Genomic DNA, 16,086 nt, shown 5'->3' on the forward strand with positions numbered 1-16,086 from the left:
GAGACGCCGTATTCCGCGCTCCCCTCTCCCCGCCTGCGGGGAGAGGGGAACCCGTTGCCCCTTACTCCGCCGGCACAGCCTCGGCGCGCGCGGGCGGAAGCAAGGCGCCGTCGGCGTCCCGGGCCAGGACCTGCCGGGCCGCGTCGACCTCCCGCTGGCGGTTCCACAGGGCGGCGTAGATCCCGCCCCGTTCCAGCAGCTCCCCGTGGGTGCCGCGCTCGGCGATCACCCCCCGGTCGAGGACCAGGATCGCGTCGGCGTTGACCACGGTGGAGAGCCGGTGGGCGATGACCAGGGTCGTGCGCCCCTGCGCCACCCGGTCGAGGGCGCCCTGGATCTCCGATTCGGTGAAGGAATCGAGCGCCGAGGTGGCCTCGTCGAGGACGAGGATCGGCGGGCCCTTGAGGATCGTGCGGGCGATGGCCACACGCTGCTTCTCGCCGCCCGAGAGCTTCAGGCCGCGCTCGCCGACCGGTGTCTCGTAACCCTCAGGCAGGCCGGAGATGAAGCGGTCGATCTGGGCGAGCTGCGCCGCCTCCTGGACCTCGGCGTCGGTCGCATCGGGGCGGCCGTAGCGAATGTTGTAGCCGATCGTATCGTTGAACAGCACCGTGTCCTGCGGGACCATGCCGATGGCGGCCCGCAAGGAGTCCTGCGTCACGGCGGCGATGTCCTGCCCGTCGATGCTGATCCGGCCGGATTGCGGCTCGTAGAAGCGGAACAGCAGCCGCGACAGGGTCGACTTGCCGGCCCCCGAGGGGCCGACGATAGCCACCGTCTGGCCGGGCTTCACCTCGAAGGAGACGCCCCGCAGGATCGGCCGCTCCGGGGTGTAGGCGAAGCGCACGTCCTCGAACCGCACCGTGCCGCCGGCGACGGCCAGGGGCTTGGCACCGGGCCGGTCGGCGATCTCGGGGTTCTGCCCGAGGATGCGGAACATGTCGTCGATGTCGATCAGCGCCTGTTTGATCTCCCGGTAGATCATGCCCATGAAGTTGAGGGGCATCGAGAGCTGCACCAGCATGGTGTTGGCCAGCACGAAGCCGCCGATCGTCGTCCGCCCGGCCAGGATGTCCCGGGCGGCGAGCCACATCACCACGGTCATGCCCGCGGTGAAGATCGCCGCCTGCCCGGCGTTGAGCACGGCCAGCGAGACGTAGGTCTGCGTCGAGGCCTTTTCGTACTTCGCCATGGAGAGGTCGTAGCGGGCTGTCTCGCGGGCCTCCGCGCCGAAATACTTCACCGTCTCGTAATTCAGCAGCGAATCGACCGCCTTGGTGTTGGCGTCGGTGTCGGATGAATTCATCCGGCGGCGGATGGCGATCCGCCACTCCGTCGCCTTGTAGGTGTAGCCGAGATAGGCGACGACCGTGAGCAGGGCGGTGAGCGCGTAGAGCCAGTTGAACTCGTAGGCGAGGATGCCGAGCACCAGGGCGAACTCGACGATGGTCGGCACCAGCGTCAGCACCATGAGGCGCGACAGGTCTTCGATGCCGGAGCGGCCCCGCTCCAGCACCCGGGTGAGGCCGCCGGTCTTGCGCTCCAGATGGAAGCGCAGGGACAGGGTGTGCATGTGCGCGAAGGTCATCAGGGCGAGGCGGCGCACCGCGTGCATCGCGACCTTGGCGAACAGCCCGTCGCGCACCTGCGTGAGCAGGGCCATCGCCACGCGCGAGAGACCGTAGAGGCCGATCAAGAGCATCGGCGCGGCGACCAGCCCCGCCGGCACCCCGTTCTCACGGCCGCCCACCGCCGCCACGAGGGCATCCGTCGCCCATTTGAAGGTGAAGGGGGTCACCATCGTCGCCGCCTTGGCGACAAGGAGGAGCCCGAAGGCGATGAAGACCCGCCGCTGAAGGTCGGGCCGCCCGTGCGGCCAGAGGTGTGGCCACAGGCGGCGGTAGGTGTCGATCAGGCCGGGACGAGCGGGCGAGCTCGTCCCCGGCGGGGACGCGGTGGGGTCTGACATGGGCAGAGGGACGGGCCGGGTTCCAGGTCGGGATTACGCCTGCATATAGGCCCGTGCAGCCCCGGCTGCACCCTCGCGCTGCCAGGGGGCTCAGCCTGGCCGGATCGTCCGGCAAGGGGGCAGGGCTCGACCCAACGCGGCCGTTCCCGGTGCTGACCGCGATGCCCGGACGTGGATGTCACGCTCAGTACAGCCCTTCGGCTGTGATCAGCCGAAGGGGTGGCGCCTTATCGGAGGCGAAGGAGGTTCGAGGGCGCCGGCGGGCTCGCATTGTGCAGGGTGATCGTCACCCGCCGGTTCGACGCGATGTAGGGATCGTCGGGAAACACCGGCTCGGTGTCCGCGCGCCCGACCACGGACGCGAAGTTGTCGTTGGGGACCCCGGCGCTTGACAGGATCTCGCGCACGGCCAGCGCTCGCCCGGCGGTGAGGTTCCAGGGTTCGGCGCCAGGTCCCGAGCCAGGACGCGCGGTGGAGGTGTGGCCGGTGATGGTCAGGCGGTTGGTCAGCTGGCGCAGGGTGGGCGCGAGCGTCTCCAGCACGCGACGGGTGCGCTCGTAGGGGGCGACGGAGCCGTCGCGGAACATGGACCGGCCGTTCTCGTCCGTCAGCGACACGTTCACGCCGTCCTTGGTCGCCTCGATGACGACGTTGTGCGACAGCTCGGCGATGTCCGGCATCGTCTGCAGCGCCTGCCGGAGGCTGGCCATGGCGGTGACATTGGCCTGCACGCTAGCGTCCGGGCGGCTGGGATCGAGTTCGCTGGAACGGCCCGGACGGGTCGTCGGACGGTCCTTGTCGTCCCGGTCGGCAGTGCCGGTCTCGGCTTCGTTGGGCGTGGACGGCTTGTTGCCCGTGGTGTCGAGGGCGGTGCCGTACATGATGCCGCCCGCACCGCTGCTGGCCGGGCTCAGCGCCGCCGGCGCGAAGTATTCCGCCAGACCGACTTTCTGCTCCTGCGTCGTCATGCTGATCAGCCACATCAGCAGAAAGAACGCCATCATGGCGGTCACGAAATCCGCATAGGCGATCTTCCAGGCCCCGCCGTGATGGCCGTGGGCGGCCTTCTTGACCTTCTTGACGACGATGGTGGCCATTGCGTCCCTGCTGGCGAATGAGTCGGATCTAGGCGGGAAGGGCGGCGGTCGCCTTTTCCACTTCGTCGAAGGTCGGGCGGACGTCGCTCAGCAGAGACTTGCGGGCAAACTCGATCGACATCACCGGCGGCTGTCCGCTGATATGGGCCAGCAGACCCGCCTTCAGCGAAAGGTAGTATTTGGATTCGGCCGCGAAGAGGCTCTTGAGCGACTGCGCCATGGGGCCGAAGAAGCCGTAGGCGACGAAGACGCCGAAGAAGGTGCCGACGAGCGCGCCGCCGATCAGATGTCCCAGCACCTCCGGCGGCTCCTTGATCGCCCCCATCGTCTTGATCACGCCGAGCACGGCGGCGACGATGCCGAGCGCCGGCGTTCCGTCGGCGAGCGACTGCATGGCCGAGACGAGGCGCTCCTGCTCCTCGTGGTGCGTCTCCAGTTCCTCGTCCATGAGGACTTCGATCTCGTAGACGTTGTTGACGCCCAGCGTCACCATCCGCATGTAGTCGCAGACGAATTCGACCGCGTGATGGTTCGCTGCGAAGGTCGGGAAGGCGTTGAACAGTGTCGACTCGCTCGGATTCTCGATGTGCGGCTCGAGCGCCATCGAACCCTTCTGCTTGGCGAGTTTGAACAACGAGAACTGCATTCCCAGCAGTTCGAGATAGCATTGCTGCGAGTACTTCGGGCCCTTCACCAGCGTGGCCAGCATGCTGGGTACGGATTTGAGCACCGGCCCGATGTTGCCGATGATGAAGGCGCCGATCGCGGAGCCGAGGATGATGACGAACTCGAACGGCTGCCAGAGGACGAGCAGGTGGCCACCCATCTGCGCGTAACTGCCGAAAACGCAAGCGAAGACGACCAGTGCACCAACGATCAGCCGCATAAATTGCTATCCTTGCGTGGCGGCAGATACGGCCCACGCCAGCTACTGATGAGGGCATCGTCTCATCGACCTCCTAACTCACTGTTTAAATGAGTGCGGAGGCTGGCCGGCACCGTGCCACGTTGAAGTTCATTCTGCGGACATTCCGCGCGATAACAAACGCTTCGCGCGGAAAATGACGCAACCTAATTCATAAAGAGCAATGATTAAAATTTACTATCGAGTTCTAAAATATGAACTGATCAGTTTTTCATGAAACGTCGCGTGCGGTTGTTAACTAGTTCTAAGGCGCGTCTGCTTCCTCCGGTTCCGGCTCCGGAGAGACGGCCACGGCGCCACCCTGAGCGGTCCTGCCGTTCGGCCCCCCGTCACCCGCGCCTGTCGTCGGGGAGCACGAAGATCTGGCCCGGATAGATCAGGTCGGGATCGCGGATCTGGGCTTGGTTGGCGTCGTAGATCACCGTGTAGCGCTCGCCCCGGCCGTAGGTCCGCTTGCTGATCTGCCACAGGTTGTCGCCGCGGATGATGCGGGCGGTGGCGATGCCCGGGACGAACACCGCGCCCGTGCGCATGCCGTCGGTCGCGCCCCCGGCCCCCGGCTGGGGGGCCGCCATGGACACGGCCGCCTGCCCGGACGGGGCGCCACCCGTCGCAGGCGGAGCGCCGGCCTGGCCTGTCCCCGGCGTCCCGGTCACGGTCCCTGCCCTGCCGGACGACGGCCTGCCCGGGGTCGTCTGACCCGCAGCGGTTCCGGCGGCGTCCTTTCGGGCCACCTCCGCGCTGTGACCGCCTGCTCCGGCGGTACCGGTCTCAGCCTTGAGCGCCGACGCTGCCGAGGCGACGGTCTGCGGCATGGCAAACGGCACTTCGGCGCGATGGGTGACGTGCCCGGTAGCCGGATCGATCTCGTCGAGGCGGACCTGATAGCGGCCCTGCGCCACCCCGCGGCCGATGGTGAAGGTCACGCGGCCGTCCGGTCCGACCTTGCCCGGGGCAATCAGCGTGTCGTTGAGGTAGAGGCGGACCTCGGTGCCGGGCTTGCCGGCACCGGTCACGTAGAGGCGGCCGCCGGGCTCGGCATCGACGCTCACGATGCGCGCGGCCTGCCCGCCGGCCGCGCCGGCCGGGCCCTTGCCCGCTTCCGCCGCCTTGTCTCCCCCGCCCTGTCTGGCCTCTGCCGTGGCCGGGGGCGTCTCGGACGCTCCGGGCTGCGACAGCACGACCGTCGGCGCATCGGGGGCCGTCAGGGCCACGAGGGGACGTGTCTTGCCCTCCGGCGAGATCGACACGGCAACGCTCTGCGCCGAGCGGGTTTCCTGCCCGTCGGCGGTCTTGGAGCGCAGCACGATCTCGCTGGAGCCCTTCGGAAGGGGTGGCGGGACGATGGCGAACTGGCCGTTCGGGTCTGCCAGGGCCCGGGCGACGGGCTTGCCGTCCACCAGCATCTCCACGACCGTGTTCGGCTTGCCCCGTCCCGCGACCACGGCGTCTCCGTTGGGCTCGATGCGGACGATGTCGAAGCGCGGCGCTTCTGGGTTTGCGCCATCCTTCGGAGCTGCGCCATCCTTCGGAGCTGCGCCATCCGCCCGGCCGGGCGCGCCGGGTTGCACGGCGTCGGCCGCTCCCGGTTTCGCACCCCCGCCGGTAGCACCGGCGCCGTTCCGGGCGGCCTGGCGATTGCCGGAGTCCAGGTCCGGATCCTTGCGGGCGCCCTCCTGCGCCGTCGCCGGGGCGCCGTCGGGGCCCGATCCCGCCGGGCGGTCAGGCGACAGGGCCGCCGCGGGGTTCTGCGCCGCCGGCTCGTCCGTCCGCTTCGGGCCGCCGCCCCCGTACAGGGCGGCCACGATCCCGAGCCCCGCCAGGAGGCCGACGAGCGTCAGGACGATACCGTGCCGCACCCGCCGCGTCGTCACCACCGTTGCCTCCTCAATCGCCCCGCACTCAAGGGACGAAAACTCGAAACTTGGCGGACCTCCTCATGGAAACCCGTCGACTGCACTGCCTATAATACCGTACATGGGCCGGGTACCAAGCCGCCGCCTCCCCCACACGGGCGAATCCTGCGGGAATTCAGCACTTTGGCGCGGGGACCTCCGGTCGCGGGTCTCCCTGAGGCGGCCCCCAAGATGCGCGAAGGAGGGCGCCGGATGGCCCTGGTGAGGACGGTTTGTGTCTATTGCGGTTCCGGGTTCGGCCGAAATCCCGCCTTTCGGGAGGCCGCCGAGACCCTCGGGGCCGCCCTGGCACGGGCCGGGATGGCCCTCGTCTACGGCGGCGGCGATGTCGGGCTCATGGGCACCGTCGCCCGAGCGGTGCTCGAAGGCGGGGGCCACGTCACCGGCATCATCCCCGACTTCCTCCAGGCCCGGGAGAACATGCTGGAGGCCGTGAACGAGACGATCGTCGTCCCGGACATGCACACCCGCAAGCGCCTGATGTTCGAGCGCTCCGACGCCTTCGTGACCCTGCCGGGCGGGATCGGCACCCTGGAGGAACTCGTCGAGCAACTGACCTGGGCCCAGCTCGGGCGGCACAGGAAGCCCGTCGTGCTGGTCTCGGTGGACGGGTTCTGGACACCGCTGCTCGGCCTGTTCGACCACATGCGCAGCCACGGCTTCATCCGCGAAGGGCTCGATCTCAGCTACCTCGTCGCCCCCGAGGCTGCCGACGTCGTCCCCCTGCTCCAGGCCGCCGGTCGCGAGCCCGACCAGCGTGCCGAGGAGCTGATCACCAAGCGGATGTAAGGCGGCACGCCGCGTTGCGGCCGCAATAATTGCGTGATGGTTATCGCGTCATCGCAAATATTGAGAGGCCAGTTTTATTAGCCGGCTTCAACAACTGGTTGTTGCTTCAAGATCACGTTGCGGCTCGAATCAGTTCATGACGAGATTATGACAGACTTGTCAATGTAAGGCTAAGTTAAAGGACACCCATCCGGGGGACCAGCCGGTTGGGGGCAACAATGGAATTCAAGCAGGGAGTCTCGCTCGCCGCGCTCGCCTTGGCGGCGTTCGGCGTATCCGCCGCGCAGGCGCAGACCGTCAACACCACACCGTCCAACGTCAACGTGCTGAACCTGCTGAGCCCGTTCCTGAGCCTGAACGGGACTCAGGTCGGCCAGCAGACCCTCCAGCTCAACCTGACGCAGGCCATCGCCCAGAATCAGGGCGCCTCGGTCGCGGACCAGCAGAAGGCGATCAGCGATAAGGCGCTGCCGGGCAGCGCGGCCTTCGCGACGACGATCACCCTTGCCAACGGCACGAGGATCAATCTCGGCCCGGCCGACAACCTCGCCGGCGGCCTGCCCGCCCAGACGCCCCAGAGCGCGGGCGGCCTGCAGCCGCTGCAGCCGGTGGGCGGCCTCGGTCCCCAGCTCGGCGCCATCTACCAGACCGGCATCCGCGCCAGCACCGGCAATACCGGCCCGCTGACGGCGACCTTCAACCTGCTGAACCAAGCCTACACCGTCTTCAGCGCCGATCTCGGCGTGGCGAAGAACTACTTCGCCAACGGTGCGGCCACCAACCCGAGCACCACGCCCGCCGGCTATGTGCCGGTCCCGGCCGTGGCCCCCGCCGGCTACACCCTGCCCACCGGGCCCTACACCATCCCGGCCGGGTCGCCCGCGGGCGCGGCCGGCACCACCGGCACCCTGCCGAACCGCTACGACAGCGTCCTCGACCTCGCCTACGGCGTGCGCAACACCCAGGCCAACCAGGATGTCTACGGCTCGTCGCGGCCGATCCAGGTGGCGCAGAGCCAGTACAACGTCTTCGACCCGACGGCGCTGAGCGGGATCGCCACCAACCCGTCCTTCCCGAGCGGGCACACGCAGTACGCCTTCACGGACGGCTACCTGCTGGCGATGCTGGTACCGCAGCAATACCAGAACATGCTCCTGCGGGCGTCGGACTACGCCAACAGCCGCATCGTGCTGGGCGTGCACTACCCCCTCGACATCATCGCCTCGCGGGCCTTCTCGGCCTACGACCTCGCCCAGGCCTTCACGAACCCGGCCTACATCAACAACGCGGCGACCACCGGCACGGCGATCAACATGCCGAGCCTGTTCACCGCGGCCCAGGCCGAACTGCAGACCTACCTCTCGGCCCAGTGCGGCAACACCGTCGCGGCCTGCGCGGCGAGCACCGCCAACACCACCAACAATCCCTACCTGCCCTCGGCGGCCAACCAGGCGCTCTATCAGGCGCGCATGACCTACGGCCTGCCGACTCTGTCCTACGCCCAGGCTCCCCGGGAGCAGGCGCCGGCCGGCGGCCCGGATGCCTCCATCCTGCTCGCCACCCTCTACGGCGGCTCGACCACCGCCGCGAAGACCCTCGCCCCCAACGGCGGCCTCTACGGGCAGCTCACCACGGGCACGATCAACCAGATCATCGTGAACACCGAGAGCAACGCGCTCACCGCCTTCTACGGGTCGGCGCTGAGCTACTGGGCCCGCCTCGACCTCTACTCCGCCGCCGGCTACTTCGGGAACGTCACCGGGACCCTGGCGATGGATCCCACCGACCGGCTGAACACCGGCGCGAGCATCGGCAGCGGCGGCGCGCTCTACGCCAACGGCACGATCGGCGGTACGGTCATCGTCAACGGCGGCGGCCTCCTCGGCGGCACGGGCACGGTGGGTGGCCTTGCGGCGCTTTCCGGCGGCACGGTGGCGCCGGGCAACTCCATCGGCACCCTGAACGTGGCTGGCAACGCCACCTTCCTGCCGGGCTCGGTCTATCAGGTCGAGGCCAACGCCGCCGGCCAGTCCGACCGGCTGGCGGTCTCGGGGACCGCGACCCTCGCCGGCGGAACGGTGCAGGTGCTGGCCCAGTCCGGCACCTACAATCCGCGCACCCAGTACGCGATCCTCAACGCCACTGGGGGCGTGTCCGGGCAGTTCTCGGGCGTAACCTCGAACTTCGCCTTCCTGACTCCGACGCTGCGCTACCAGCCGACCGAGGTCGACCTGACGCTGACCCGCAACGACGTGGCGTTCTCCTCCATCGCCACCACCCGCAACGCCGCGGCGACCGCCAACGCGATCCAGGCGGGCGGTCCGGGCACGGGCGTCTACGCCGCCACGGTCGGGCTCACGACGCCGGAGGCCCAGGGCGCCTTCCGGGTCCTGGCCGGCGACATCCACGGCTCGACCGTGTCCTCGTCCTACGAGACCGCCTTCTTCGTCCGTGAGGCGATCCTCGACCGGCTGCGCTGGGGCACCACCCCCGGCTCCGCGGACGGCCTGAGCTTCGGCAACCTGCCGGCGAGCTACACCGCCGACCTGCCCTCCCGCCGGCCGGTGATCTCCTCCGTGCCGGTGAAGACCCTCGACCCGACCGTGGTCGGCGTCTGGGGCCAGGGCTTCGGCGCCTTCGGCAGCGCCTCGTCGGGCGGGAACGCCTTCGGCCTCGACCGGACCCTGGCGGGCTTCGCCGCGGGCCTCGACGTGCGGCTGCCGAGCGGCTTCAAGCTCGGCGTGGTCGGCGGCTACACCGAGAACACCCTGGACACGACCGGCCGGTTCGAATCGGCGACCGTGACGAGCGGGTTCGGCGGCGTCTACGGCGGCTACGAGCTCGGACCGGTCTCGGTGCGGCTCGGCGCGGTCTACGCGGATGAGTCCCTGCGCACCCGGCGCACGGTGATCTTCCCCGGCGTGGCGGATACGCCCTCGGGCCGCTACGGCGGCTACACGGTGCAGGGCTTCGGCGAGATCGGTTACCGCTTCTTCATGGGCGAGCCGGCCCCGGCGGTGCTGGTGTCGAAGGGGGCGGTGGTCCAGCCGGTGCAGCCGGCCCTGTCCTACATCGAGCCCTTCGTCGGCGGCGCCTATGTCGGCATCCACCGGGACGGCTTCGCCGAGACCGGCGGCGTGGCGGCCCTGACCGGCCTCGCCCGGGACTACGACCTCGGCGCCATGACGGTGGGTGTCCGCGGGCAGACGGCCTTCGACTTCGGCCTCGGCCTGCCGCTCTCCGCCCATGCCCTGCTCGGCTACCGCCGGGCCTTCGGGGATGTGGTGCCGAAGGCGCTCCTGTCCTTCGGGACCGGCCCGACCTTCCTGTCCGCGGGCGTTCCGATCGACCGTGATGCGGTGGTGGCGGAGGTCGGCCTCGACCTGCGCGTCGGCCCCAACACGACGCTGGGCGTGGCCTATACCGGCCAAACCGGCTCCCGCGCCCAGGACCAGGCCGTGAAGGGCAATTTCACCTACCGGTTCTGATCACCACCTCCCCTCCCCTCGCGGGGAGGGGAAGCCGGCCATCGGGCTGTTGCACGCCCGATGGCCGATGATGTTTTCTCCTGTCCTCGTCCACATCCTGAGGCGCCCGCAGAGGCGGCTATCGCCGCACCCCAGGATGAGGTGAGAGGGAGAGATCCGCGTCGTCCTGAGACGTCCGCCGCCCTGGATCGCTTCGCTGACGCTTGCAAAGACGGAGAGGGTGATAGACCCCGCTCGATCCCCGAAGACCGGGAACGGCAGCCCCTACTTCGCGATCATCGGGCAGCCGCCCTCGCTCATCGGGCGGAAGGCTTGGTCGGCGGGGATGGTCTCGAGCACCTTGTAGAGGTCCCACTCGCCCTTCGATTCGGAGGGCGCCTTGGCCTCGAACAGGTACATCGGGTGGATCTTGCGGCCGTCCGGCCGAATCGTCCCCTTGCCGAAGAGGGGGTCGTCGGTGGGGATCTCCTTCATCTTGGCGACCACCGCCGCGCCGTCCTTGGCCGAGTGCAGGGCCTCCACCGCCTTCAGGTAATGGAGCGTGCTGGCATACACGCCGGCTTGGTAGGAGGTCGGCTTCTTGCCTGGCATCTTCGTCTCGAACCGCGCCGCGAACGCCCGGGTGGCCTCGTTCAGATCCCAGTAGAACGACGCCGTGAACTGAAGGCCCTGGGCTACGTCGAGGCCCAGGGAGTGCACGTCCGTGATGGCGATGAGCAGCGCCGCGAGCTGCTGCCCACCCTGGCGGATGCCGAATTCATGAGCTTGCTTGATGGCGTTGGCCGCATCGAGGCCCGCATCGGCGAGCCCGATCACCTGCGCCCCCGAGGCCTGGGCCTGGAGCAGGAACGAGGAGAAATCAGGGTTCGGGAAGGGAGTGCGCACCCCGCCCACCACCTTGCCGCCGTTCTTCTCCACCACCGCCTTGGTGTCGCGCTCGAGGGCCAGCCCGAAGGCATAGTCGGCGGTGATGAAGTACCAGCTCTTGCCGCCCCGTTTCAGCAGCGCCTTGCCGGTTCCGTTGGCGAGCGCCGCCGTGTCATAGGTCCAGTGGACGGTATTCGGCGTGCAGGCCGGGCCCGTCAGGTCTGCGGTGCCGCCCCCGGAATTCACGAAGGCCTTGTTCTTCTCCTTGGTGATCTGCGCGATGGCGAGCGCCACGGAGGAGGTCGGCACGTCGAAAATCGCATCGACGCCGTCGCGGTCGTACCATTGCCGGGCGATGGACGCGCCGACATCGGGCTTGTTCTGGTGGTCGGCGGCGATGACCTCGACCTTGAGACCGTGCGCCTCCGGCTGAAAATCCTCCACGGCCATCCGCGCCGCCACGGCGGAACCCTCGCCGGTGGAGTCGAAGTAGACGCCGGATCGGTCGTTCATCACGCCGATCTTCACCGGCACGAGGTCGGCGGCGCGTGAAGGCGCAGCATGGAGCGCGCCGAGGAGGGCAAGGGCCCCCGCGGCGAGGTGTCGGACCGGCATCTGTCTCTCTCCCTGTCAGGTCTGCGGTCCCGTCCCGTTCGTCGGGGCGGGTTGGCAGGCCGGGAGCAAGGTAGCCGCACCGCTTTCGGCTGCCTACGGGCGGTCCGTGAGGATCGCAGCGATGCGTCAGGGGTCTTTGCGGGCGGCCGCCCGTCTGCCCAAACTCGCCCTACGCGAACGAGCGGCACAAGCTCCCGGCACAGGGGGGCGGGCGATCCTCATCGACCCGCAGTCGCCCTGCCCGGGAGATCGGAGGCGACGCCCGCGGCCCTGCCGATTCCGTTGCCGGGCTATCCTCCCAGCCCCAGGATCCCCCGGGCCTCGTCCGGCGTGGCGGGTTCCCGGTCGATATGGGCGAGGAGGCTCACCGCCTTCTCCACCAGGGCCGCGTTGCTCGGCGCGAGCTGCCCGCGGGACAGGTAGAGGTTGTCCTCCAGGCCGACCCTGACATGCCCGCCCATCCCGGCCGCGACGGCGAGCATCGGGAACTCGGCCCGGCCGATGCCGAAGGCGGACCAGACTGCATCCTCCGGCAGCCGCGAGCGCATCGCCACCAGGGTCTCCGGCGTCGCCGGGGCGCCCCAGGGGATGCCGAGGCAGAGCTGGAACAGGGGCGGCCGGGCGAGATGCCCCTCGGCGATGAGATGACGGGCGAGTTCGATATGGCCGAGGTCGAACACCTCGATCTCCGGCTTCGTCCCCGCCGCGCGGATCGCCTGCGCCATCGCCCGCAGGTGCGAGGGGATGTTCAGGAACAGGTGCTCGCCGAAATTCATCGTCGCGATGTCGAGGGTGCAGATCTCCGGTCGCAACGCCGAGACATGCCGGGTGCGCGCCTCCGGCGACACGAAGGTGGTGCCGGGGCCCGCCACGGCCGGGTCCGCCTCACCCGGTACGAAGCGTCCGCCCGCCCCCGTCGTGAGGTTGAGGATGACCGACCCGTTCCTCTCTCGGATGCGCTCCACCACCTCCCGGTAGTGGTCGAATTCCATGCTGGGCGCCCCCGTCTCGGGGTCGCGAACATGGATGTGGACGATGGCGGCCCCCGCTGCGGCGGCGTCCAGGGCCGATTCGGCGATGGCTTTCGGGCTCACCGGCACCGCCGGGTTCTTCTTCGGCGTGTCGAAGGAACCGGTGAGTGCGCAGGTCACGATGGTCTTGTCGGCCAAGTTGCGTCCTCCCTTGTCTTGTTGTGGCGTCGCCCCGACGCTTACGCCCGGCCGCCGGGCGAGACCATTGCTGGGCGGGACATTCTCCCGCCATCGAAGCCCATCCATCTGCCCGCCTCGCCCGACATTCGTCCCCGCCACATGCCGGGTTTCAGCCTAGAGTTGAGTATTCAAGCCTGTATTCATAACTATTAAAACCTAATATAGGCGATTGTTCTTGACAACGTTGGGAATCGGCGGTTTGCCTGCACCGCGCTGAATCGAGAGCCGCCACGTATTGGCGGCCTATTCAGCGGCTGGGGCTTTCCATGAGACGCAAGTTCGTCGCGGCGGCGGCCGCTTTCGTGTGCCTGTGCGCGCCGTCATTTGCCGGAGAACCTTTGTTCAGCCGCGTCTATACGACGGATACCGAACCAGCGGGGCATATTGAGATCGAGCAGGTCGTGCGAAACCGCAACAGCCGGAGCATGGGCACCTACAATGCCTTCGATTTCCGGACCGAATTCGAGATCGGCGTCACCGACGACTTCCAGGCCTCGCTCTACGTCAATAACCTGATGATGCATGCCAAGGGCGCGCCGGACGACGACGATCCCCTCGGCGCCACCGGCTTCCGCCGCACCGGCACCTATTTCCAGGGGCTGTCGATGGAGTTCATCTATCGCCTCTACAGCCCTTACAAGGACGGCTTCGGCCTCGCCTTCTATCTGGAGCCGGAATTCGGCGCCCATGACCTGCATGACGGTCTGGCCTATAGTGGGACGGTGGGCGGCGAGTACCGCATCATCTTTCAGAAGAACTTCTTGGACGATCAGCTGATCTTCACATACAACCTCGTGCTCGAGACCGAGGGGATCCGCTTCAAGGGCGAGAAACGGTATACCGGCGAGCTGGATTTTAACAACGAGGTCGGCTTGGCCTATCGCTTCGCGCCGAACTGGTTCGCGGGGATCGAGGGGCGCAACCACAACGAATACGGGCAATTCCACAAGTTCGAGCATTCGGTCTACTGGGCCGGCCCGGCGATCCACTACGGTGGGGAGCGGTTCTGGGCGACGCTCGGATACCTGCGGCAGGTCTATGGTTCGCCCCACGGGATCGACGAGAACGGTACGCCCGTCGGCAGGAACCTGTTCCTGCGCTCCCACGAGCGCAACGAGATCACGCTGAAGGTCGGCTACGCCTTCTGAGGCCGTCCTCCGAGGTGTCCGCACGGGCCCCCCCGCGCTCCCGCTGCAAGGGTTCACCCATGAAGCACAGCTTTGTCCTCCTCCCCGCGGCGGCCCTGTCCGTCGTGTGCACGGCGCCGGCCAGGGCCGCGGTGTATCTGACCCTCGCCGAAGCCCAGCGGATCCTGTTCCCCGGGGCGAGCCTCACGCCCGTCACCGTGGCTTTGTCCTCCGATCAGGTCGCCGCCATCGAGGCCGAATTGGGGGTGACCGTCCGCAATAGGCAGGTGCGGGCTTGGAAGGCGTCCACGGGGGGCTGGCTGATCGTCGACGAGGTGCTCGGCAAGCACGAGTTCATCCCCATCGCCCTGGCCATCGACCGGTCGGGGGCGGTGCGGGGCGTGGAGATCCTCGAATACCGGGAGAGCTACGGCGACGGGGTCCGCGAGGCCGGGTGGCGCGCCCAGTTCACCGGCAAGCGCCGGGGCGCGGCCCTGCGGCTCGGGGAGGACATCCGCAACATCTCCGGGGCGACGCTCTCGTCGCGCCATATCACCGACGGCGTGAAGCGCCTGCTCACCACCTATGCCGTCGCGCTCGCCTCCGGTTGAGCGGGCGCGGACCCTCCTTGGGACGATCGTGACAATCCGCGTATGGGGCCAGCCGGCGGCCCAAGCCCACGGGGCGATCGACGCGGCCTTCGCCCGCATCACCCATGTGCACGACCGGATGAGCTTCCAGTGTCCCGGCAGCGACGTGTCCCGTCTCAACCGGGCAGGCATCGGCGAGCGCCTGCGGATCGACCCCGAGACGGTTGCGGTCCTGAGGCAGGCGCAGGCCGTCGCCCGGGCCGCGCGGGGCGTGTTCGACCCCACGGTGGCAGGGGATCTCGTACGGGAGGGGCTTCTGCCGGCCCCGGCAGGTGCCCGGCCGCCCGATCCCCGGGCCACCTTCGACGATGTCGTGCTGGCGGAGGACGGGGTGGTCTCCCTGAGCCGCGCCCTGTGGCTCGACCTCAGCGGCATCGCCAAGGGCCATGCCGTGGACCGCGCCATCGCGGCCCTGGCCGAGGCCGGGGTGACGGAGGCTTGCGTCAATGCCGGCGGCGACCTGCGCGCCATCGGCCGGGCCTGCCCGGTCGCCCTGCGCACGGGGTTTCCCGACGAGGCCCTCGCGGTGGTGACGCTCGAAGACGGCAGCCTCGCCAGCAGCGGTGGCCGGGCGGAGAGCAGGCATGCTGCCGCCGGTCAGCATCGCAACGGGGTTCTGCGGATGCCGACGGTGCCGGGGCGTTTTGCCTGCGTCCTGGCGCAGACCTGTGCTGTGGCCGATGCCCTCACGAAAGTCGTGCTGGCTCTGGGGCTAGGTGCCGGAGACGTCCTCGCCGGGTTCGGCGCGACCGCCCATCTGCGCGAGCCGGACGGATCGTGGCACGCCCTCGGATGCGCCGCCGGATGACCGGGTTTCGCGGCCCCATCGTCACCGGCCGGATCGCCCGGCCCCGCCGCCGCCTCGTCTCCGGGGTGGCCCTCGGGCTCTGGCTCACCGGGGTGGTCTGGCTGCTCTCGCACGAGGTGTTCGTGCCGCAGGGGGAGTTCGGCCCGTCGCCCCGAAGCGCGGATGCGTGGATCCTCATGCTGCACGCCGCCTTCGGCTTCGCCGCCCTGTGGCTCCTTGGGCTGCTCTGGGGCACGCATGTCACGGCAGGATGGGCGCAGGGGCGGCGGCGGGGAACCGGGGGTGCCGTGTTCGGCCTCGCGAGCCTCCTCGTCCTGACGGCCTATGGCCTCTATTATTGCGGTGACGAGACAATCCGCCCTTGGATCGCGACGGTCCATTGGGGCTTCGGGCTCGCCGCGCCCGGGGCGTTCCTGCTGCACCGGTCCGTCGGGCGCCTTCGTGCAGCCCGGAGGAGGATTTTCTAACAGGCTGCTGAGAAAATCCTTCGGAGGAGACGAGGTTTCTCCACCATCGACGACATCCTCACCGTCTTTGCGAGCGCAGCGAAGCAATCCAGGGCAGCGGAACCTGACCAGATGGGGCGGATCCCTGGATTGCTTCGCTGCGCTCGCAAAGACGGCG

General features: G+C 68.7%; 12 protein-coding genes. 6 read left to right on the forward strand and 6 right to left on the reverse strand.

Translation table 11 applies throughout. The features are described from left to right. Positions 1-61 precede the first annotated feature (61 nt). From MFF22_RS06890 to MFF22_RS06905, 4 genes are all read right to left on the reverse strand, one after another. On the reverse strand, positions 62-1,969 hold the full coding sequence (locus MFF22_RS06890) for an ABCB family ABC transporter ATP-binding protein/permease (RefSeq protein ID WP_238248248.1): 1,908 nt from the start codon (positions 1,967-1,969) through the stop codon (positions 62-64). Positions 1,970-2,196: 227 nt separating this feature from the next. Next, positions 2,197-3,066: a flagellar motor protein MotB gene (locus MFF22_RS06895; RefSeq protein ID WP_238248249.1), complete on the reverse strand. Its 870-nt coding sequence runs from the start codon at positions 3,064-3,066 to the stop codon at positions 2,197-2,199. Between the two features lie 28 nt (positions 3,067-3,094). Continuing rightward, positions 3,095-3,952: a flagellar motor stator protein MotA gene (gene motA, locus MFF22_RS06900; protein WP_238248250.1), complete on the reverse strand. Its 858-nt coding sequence runs from the start codon at positions 3,950-3,952 to the stop codon at positions 3,095-3,097. A 368-nt stretch (positions 3,953-4,320) separates the two neighbouring features. Next, positions 4,321-5,868: a LysM peptidoglycan-binding domain-containing protein gene (locus MFF22_RS06905; RefSeq protein WP_238248251.1), complete on the reverse strand. Its 1,548-nt coding sequence runs from the start codon at positions 5,866-5,868 to the stop codon at positions 4,321-4,323. Between the two features lie 231 nt (positions 5,869-6,099). Between MFF22_RS06905 and MFF22_RS06910 the strand changes: the two genes are divergently transcribed. Both MFF22_RS06910 and MFF22_RS06915 read left to right on the forward strand, forming a co-directional pair. After that, a complete protein-coding gene (locus MFF22_RS06910) occupies positions 6,100-6,696 on the forward strand; it encodes an LOG family protein (RefSeq protein ID WP_238248252.1) in 597 nt (198 codons plus the stop codon). Positions 6,697-6,914: 218 nt separating this feature from the next. Beyond that, positions 6,915-10,184 carry an autotransporter family protein gene (locus MFF22_RS06915; RefSeq protein WP_238248253.1) on the forward strand — a complete coding sequence of 1,090 codons (3,270 nt, stop codon included), beginning with the start codon at positions 6,915-6,917 and terminating at the stop codon, positions 10,182-10,184. Between the two features lie 264 nt (positions 10,185-10,448). Here MFF22_RS06915 and MFF22_RS06920 read toward each other — a convergent pair whose 3' ends face one another. Together MFF22_RS06920 and MFF22_RS06925 are read right to left on the reverse strand one after the other, a co-directional pair. Next, positions 10,449-11,666: an ABC transporter substrate-binding protein gene (locus MFF22_RS06920; RefSeq protein ID WP_238248254.1), complete on the reverse strand. Its 1,218-nt coding sequence runs from the start codon at positions 11,664-11,666 to the stop codon at positions 10,449-10,451. A 290-nt stretch (positions 11,667-11,956) separates the two neighbouring features. Further along, positions 11,957-12,835, reverse strand: coding sequence for a beta-keto acid cleavage family enzyme (locus MFF22_RS06925; protein WP_238248255.1), 879 nt, complete (start codon positions 12,833-12,835; stop codon positions 11,957-11,959). A gap of 308 nt (positions 12,836-13,143) precedes the next feature. Between MFF22_RS06925 and MFF22_RS06930 the strand changes: the two genes are divergently transcribed. The 4 genes from MFF22_RS06930 to MFF22_RS06945 are packed head-to-tail and all read left to right on the forward strand — an operon-like array spanning position 13,144 to position 15,929. Next, positions 13,144-14,025 carry a DUF6662 family protein gene (locus MFF22_RS06930; protein ID WP_238248256.1) on the forward strand — a complete coding sequence of 294 codons (882 nt, stop codon included), beginning with the start codon at positions 13,144-13,146 and terminating at the stop codon, positions 14,023-14,025. A gap of 59 nt (positions 14,026-14,084) precedes the next feature. After that, on the forward strand, positions 14,085-14,615 hold the full coding sequence (locus MFF22_RS06935; protein ID WP_238248257.1) for an FMN-binding protein: 531 nt from the start codon (positions 14,085-14,087) through the stop codon (positions 14,613-14,615). A gap of 28 nt (positions 14,616-14,643) precedes the next feature. Beyond that, positions 14,644-15,462, forward strand: coding sequence for an FAD:protein FMN transferase (locus MFF22_RS06940; RefSeq protein WP_238248258.1), 819 nt, complete (start codon positions 14,644-14,646; stop codon positions 15,460-15,462). Further along, positions 15,459-15,929: a hypothetical protein gene (locus MFF22_RS06945; RefSeq protein WP_238248259.1), complete on the forward strand. Its 471-nt coding sequence runs from the start codon at positions 15,459-15,461 to the stop codon at positions 15,927-15,929. Before MFF22_RS06940 ends, MFF22_RS06945 begins: the two co-directional genes overlap by 4 nt. Positions 15,930-16,086: the final 157 nt, after the last annotated feature.

Origin of the sequence: Methylobacterium persicinum, assembly GCF_022179525.1 — a bacterium.
Classification (GTDB): Bacteria; Pseudomonadota; Alphaproteobacteria; order Rhizobiales; family Beijerinckiaceae; genus Methylobacterium; species Methylobacterium persicinum.